This is a genomic window from Candidatus Omnitrophota bacterium, from assembly GCA_028699255.1.
Classification (GTDB): Bacteria; Omnitrophota; Gorgyraeia; order 2-01-FULL-45-10; family 2-01-FULL-45-10; genus FEN-1322.
The window spans coordinates 1-5,362 of the sequence record JAQVUX010000023.1; the positions used below are offsets into that span (position 1 = coordinate 1).

Consider the following 5,362-nt stretch of genomic DNA (forward strand, 5'->3'; position numbering starts at 1 on the left):
ATCCTACCTAAGTCTGTGCGCTCGGTCTTGGTCGAGCTTCTGTCGTTTATTTCCCCTGTCTTAGGATCTATCGTTATCGTTGCTATATCGCTTAATACGATCTCGCCGGGCTTGGCAGATTCATAAATGGTGGCGCTTACCTCGTAGTGGAGCTTATCGAGGCCGTTAGATTTAAGTTTATCCGATATATTGGAGGCGATATTCTTGCCATTCGGCAGATAGCCTGCGATTATGCTCAATAGGTCGAGGTTGGTATCGGCGATATTGGCTATTACATTGCCTCCGATATCCGTAACCGTTATCGCGGAGGATGTTCTTTCGATCGTATATTCTACAGAATCGCCGAACTTAAGCGTTACCTTCTGGCCGTCGCGGAGCCTGCCTTCCGAGGCTAAGCTGAAGGCGGCGAGCATCACGATACTGTCTTCTGTGGCTATGCCTTTTGCCTCGGCGATCTGGGTTACGCACGTGTTCATGGCGCCAAGCGTGCCGAAGTGTACCTGGGGCGCCAGGAGACTGGCGCCGGTCATGACGGGCGAGGTAGTCATAGGCTGGGCGAGGGCGTCGATAACTGTGGCTCGCAGTGCCTCGGCTCCGATTCCGGACGCGTTAGCCGGGATGACTTCACGGGGGGCGGGCAGTCCGGCGGACTGAGCGCGCTCTACAGTAGTCAGCCACTCCGCATGTTGCATAACCCCGCTCTCGTAAGGAGTCGGGAACCTTTCTTCGGGCGAGGCGGTTCCGGATGGAATGCCTTCAGACGTTTTTGATACAATGTCACTTCCAAGATCGGCTTGTGCCGGCGAACTTAAATCTGCCCGGCTGTTATTCTCTACGGCCTTTTCAGTCAAGCCGGATAGACGTGACCAGATAACGCGGGTTACATAACTTGCCGCGGCGATGCCTGCAAGCGTGCCGACGCCGATAGCGCCTATAGTAAGAATGTCCGTAACGGGCATTCCTGTATAACTCAATGCGCCTGCCGCTGTAAGTGTTGAGGTAGCGCCGAACGCCGCCGTCATCGACTGAGCGACAATACCTCGCCTGTCATCGCCCTGCACTGGCTTGTCCTGAACAGGCTTCGTGGCCTCAGGAACAACCATACCGGCCTCTTGCTCTTCTTTGACAGCTTGCGGCATAGCGTCAGATTTCTTTTTTGCTTCTTCGGCATTACTAATTAATAATTCCACTCGCTTTACAATCCAGCCTATTCTTTTATTTATCCATTTATTCCGTTCCGCCAATGCGTTCGCTTCATCAGAAGTCATATCGGGATTTTTTTCTAAAATCTCATCCGCATTATCTCCTAGATAGCTTATGTTGCCAAGCACGACTTTGGCATTGTATAAGCTACCTCTTAAAACAAGTGCAGTAGCAAGGTCTCCCGCATCATAAGCTGCGTCAAGACCTCTATAAGACTCTTTTATGCGAGGATATTCCCAATCAGCAAAATCTTCTTCGGAGAGTTGCGACGCTTTTTCAGGAGACATTTCCGATAAAAGTTTCGATGCTGCCACACCGGCATCATAAGCCTCTTTTGAGGCCGGATGGTCTTCTGGCATATTAAGATAATCGCGATGGCTTCTCCATGCTTTGTCCGCCGCACGATTGCGTGTTAATATGGCTTTTTCTTCGGCTGTCAGATGAATATCTGCTTCCATCCTATTTAATTGCGACCGCAAGTCATCGAGGATTAGAGCGGATTCTGTGCCTGGGATGTAATTCTTCGCGCTCTCGTCTATCGCCTGTCTTGCTTTAGGCAGGAGTTCCATAGCCTCTTTAAAGTTTCCGTTAACAGGATCCAGCGCCGCCTCCACTTTCTCTACGGCACTTCTGGCTTCTATTATATCGCCCTGTTCTTCATGTGAGGGCTGTCTCGGCATCTGCGGAAGCTCGGTCGTAGCGGTGGTAGTCATCTCAGGCAGAGACGGTACCATAGCGACATCTGTTTCAACATCGTATCCGGAAACCGTTCTCTCGCCCATCGCGAGGGTCGATTGAGGCGCTATGGCGCGCTGTTTTAGAATGCTCTCAACGACCGGCGCGACTTTATTCGCGGCGAATGAGGTATGGAACACGGCATTATAGACATCGCATATTTCAGATACAGGCAGGTGTGTTTTTTCTACGATATCGGTTATGTTCAAAAGACCCATTCTACCGCCCTGATCCATGGAAGCCATCATTGCCATCTCAGGGGTGATGGAGGAATATATCTTCATCGCACGCTCGTCTTTTGAATCAATGCCGATGAGAGCGTAGACCCTCTCTTCCGTAGTATTGTGAGCTTTTGCGAATTGCACTACCTTATCTGATGATAATACACCGCCCGAACTTTCAATTTCGGATTTTAGATCGCCCGTCAATGTCGCGAGCGGATTATTCTCAACCTTGTTCAAATAGTTATCGGCAGACGCTTTAAGCGATGACGAAAGGAATGGCCTTATAGCGAAGTTCTGGGCGTATACTGCTCCGAGATACTTGGCCCAGGTAGCCGGATTCTTCCAGCTGAAAGAGCCGGCGGCATTGGCGCGTAACTTCTGCGCGAAATCCATCATCGTCATGCGTCCATCGATGGCGGCGATGACATCGCTTACGGAAGCGGTGGCGAATAACTCTCTATCAGATACCGTCGTTTCAATAAGCGCGTATTTTCCCGCGGAGCCGGATACTTTCGCGACAAGCGCGAGAGCCTGCACAGGTTCGATACCGAGAGCGTCGGCGAGCTTACGGATATCGGCCATTTTGGCTTTACCGATATTTTTAGCGACTTCGCCCAGACTCGAATATTTCGCGGAAACATCCGGCGCAAGTTGCGCAAGAATAAATCCGGTAACGGCTACGGACGGATCCTTACCCGTCATTATCCTGGCCGCTTCCACAGCGGACGGCGCGTTCACGTTACTAAAATCGGAGGCGTTGGGTCCGGCCTTGAACGAATCAAGAGCGCCGTTCATATTTGTAATGGCCGTCGCCGTACCGGCCAATACCGATGGAGACAAAGACTCATAGAGTAGCGTTAAAATATTATTGTCGAGATTGCCGGAACTTGAGGCAAGCTCCGTCATCTGCTGAAGCGTTACTTCCGCGTTACCGCAGAGGGCCTGGCCGAGCGAGGTAAGCGCAACAGCCTGCGCGGATGTGGAGCCAAATTGGCTTGTGACAAAACCGTTCCACGCCACAGCCCTCGCCCTGGCATCGGATATCGAAAGAGCCTTTACGACCTGATCGACCAGTTCGGCCGAACTGGTCTTCCCTATCTTATCGCTTCCTGCACGTTCGAGACTTTCCCTCGCGGAATCCGCAATACTCACCACGGTATCTTTTCTCCCGAACGCGTCATAGTTGGTTATCTCATGCGACGGCAGTATGTCGCCGGCAAAGTTCTTCAAAACACCGCACATCTCGAGAAGATCGGAGGAGCGACCGAGCGTCATGCCTTCCTTTACATTGGCTATCCTGCTCTCAAAGTCGCCCGGCAATTTTCCGGTCCTGTCGCCATCGGCTATCATATCCACGGAGCGCTCGGTAAAGTCAATCATGTTGCGCGCTAAGGTATCGCTCGCCTTCACATTGCCTTTAAGATAGTCTATCACCGCGTAAGTCTGTCTTGCCATCTGAGAAACGGAATCCCTGAAATACTTGTACCCCAAGCCCTCCTCGCCGGCGGTAGCGTCTTTCGGGGCGAGATTACCGGCAGGGGTATTGAATGCCAGAACCTCCCTTAATTTGGCCTGAGCCATCGCCTTAGTTTCCGGGAGCACTCCGGGCATCTCTATTATATTGCGCAGTAACATGACGGCGCCCATCGTATTTAATGTGTCGGAGATGGTATGCTCGGCGGCTTTGGAAACAGAATCGGCAAGGTGGAGATAGCTATTCAGGCATATGGCGTCGAGTAGAAGGCCTGCCTTGTCGGCCGCGCTGAAAGGATTATCGCTCCGCATCTCGGAAGTCATGGCGGCGAGCCAATCTTTAGCAGTGCCGCCTTCGACCGCTTCTTTAAGACGCGCGATGGTCGGGATATCCGTCAGGCCGGAGTGCTGAGCCATATCCATGAAAACTTTCATTACGCTATCGCTTTTAGCGAACTCGCCTATCTTTTCCGCCATACGGCTGAAGTTTATGTCCAGCTTATAGGACGCGTTCTCGCCGTAACGGCCGATGCGGCCTAAGAACTGCGTAAATACGTCGGCCTTCAGAAGATCGGCGTTTCCTATTAGCATCGTGGCGTTGAACCTATCCGCGATGTCGGCGCATTTGGCCAGATCCCTTCCATAATTTAAACCTGTCATGCCGGCTCGCGCGACTAAGAATATGTCGCCCTGCTTGGCGCCTTCGGCCAAAGCGGTCGGGTCTACCACTTCACCGTCTATCACCTTTCGACTGTCTATTATATGTACAGCGTAACCTTCACCCTTGAGCGTAGCGGCCATCGCATCCGCAGTTTTGGCGTCGAGGGTTATGTCTCCGTATATAACGCTGTGGTTACTACCGTGCTCAGCCTTCTCAGCTTTTATCCATGTTACCATCTGCTCGGCTTGCGTAAGCGACAGATCCCTTGTGAGTAAAGCGCTAGAAAGCGTTTTCCCGGAAGCGAGCTTCTCCATTATCTTTACGCTTATGGCATTATAGATGTCTCCGGCGCTTATATTCCGAATCTCGCTTCCAAGCCTTCCTTCGGTCATTACTCCAAGCATCTCTATGGAGGCGGAGGCGCCCTTCATGAATGAATACGTGCCGGCAAGAGCTATGGCAGTCGAGGCCTGGTAAGCCGTCTCGCTGACGCTTATAGATTCGGGGGACAGCCCCTCCTTCTTCATTATAAAATACTGCGTCCAGACGTCGCTTATTACGGAATTATCCATCCTCTCGCCCGACTCGTCCATCGGCCTTATCTTTTGGGTGCCATCCTCGAGGCCGTAGAAACATTCCCTGGCCGCTCTTTGAATTTCCGAGCGCGTAGCCTCTGGCGCTCTATCGACATCGGACATGGAGACGGTGTTCTTCACATATAACGCTCGCTCAAGCATATAGCGGTCGCCGCCGTCTATAATACCCGCTTCTTTATCGACACGCAGATCGAGTCCGGCTTCTTTAAATTTTTCTCCGGCGCTGTAAGAGATGGCCTCGACGCCTCTTGGGCCTATCAGGACGCAAGCTTCGCCGGCCTTCGCCGCCGCGTTAAAACCGTCTCTATTATTGCGATATACTGTCATGCCATCGCCTACTCTAATAACCGCGCTCCATACACGGTCGCCTATTTCAGCGCGGGCGGCGTCTTCGGAGAACTTCGACGGGTTGAAATCCCTGGCGTTATCGGCCACTATCGCTGATATCTTGGACTGGATAGTCTGATGGA

At 52.0% G+C, this 5,362-nt stretch carries 1 protein-coding gene; it reads right to left on the reverse strand.

Annotated elements, in window-relative coordinates; translation table 11 throughout:
- On the reverse strand, positions 1 to 5,362 hold a 5,362-nt coding region (locus PHS46_08490; protein ID MDD3906540.1), incomplete at both ends, for a hypothetical protein.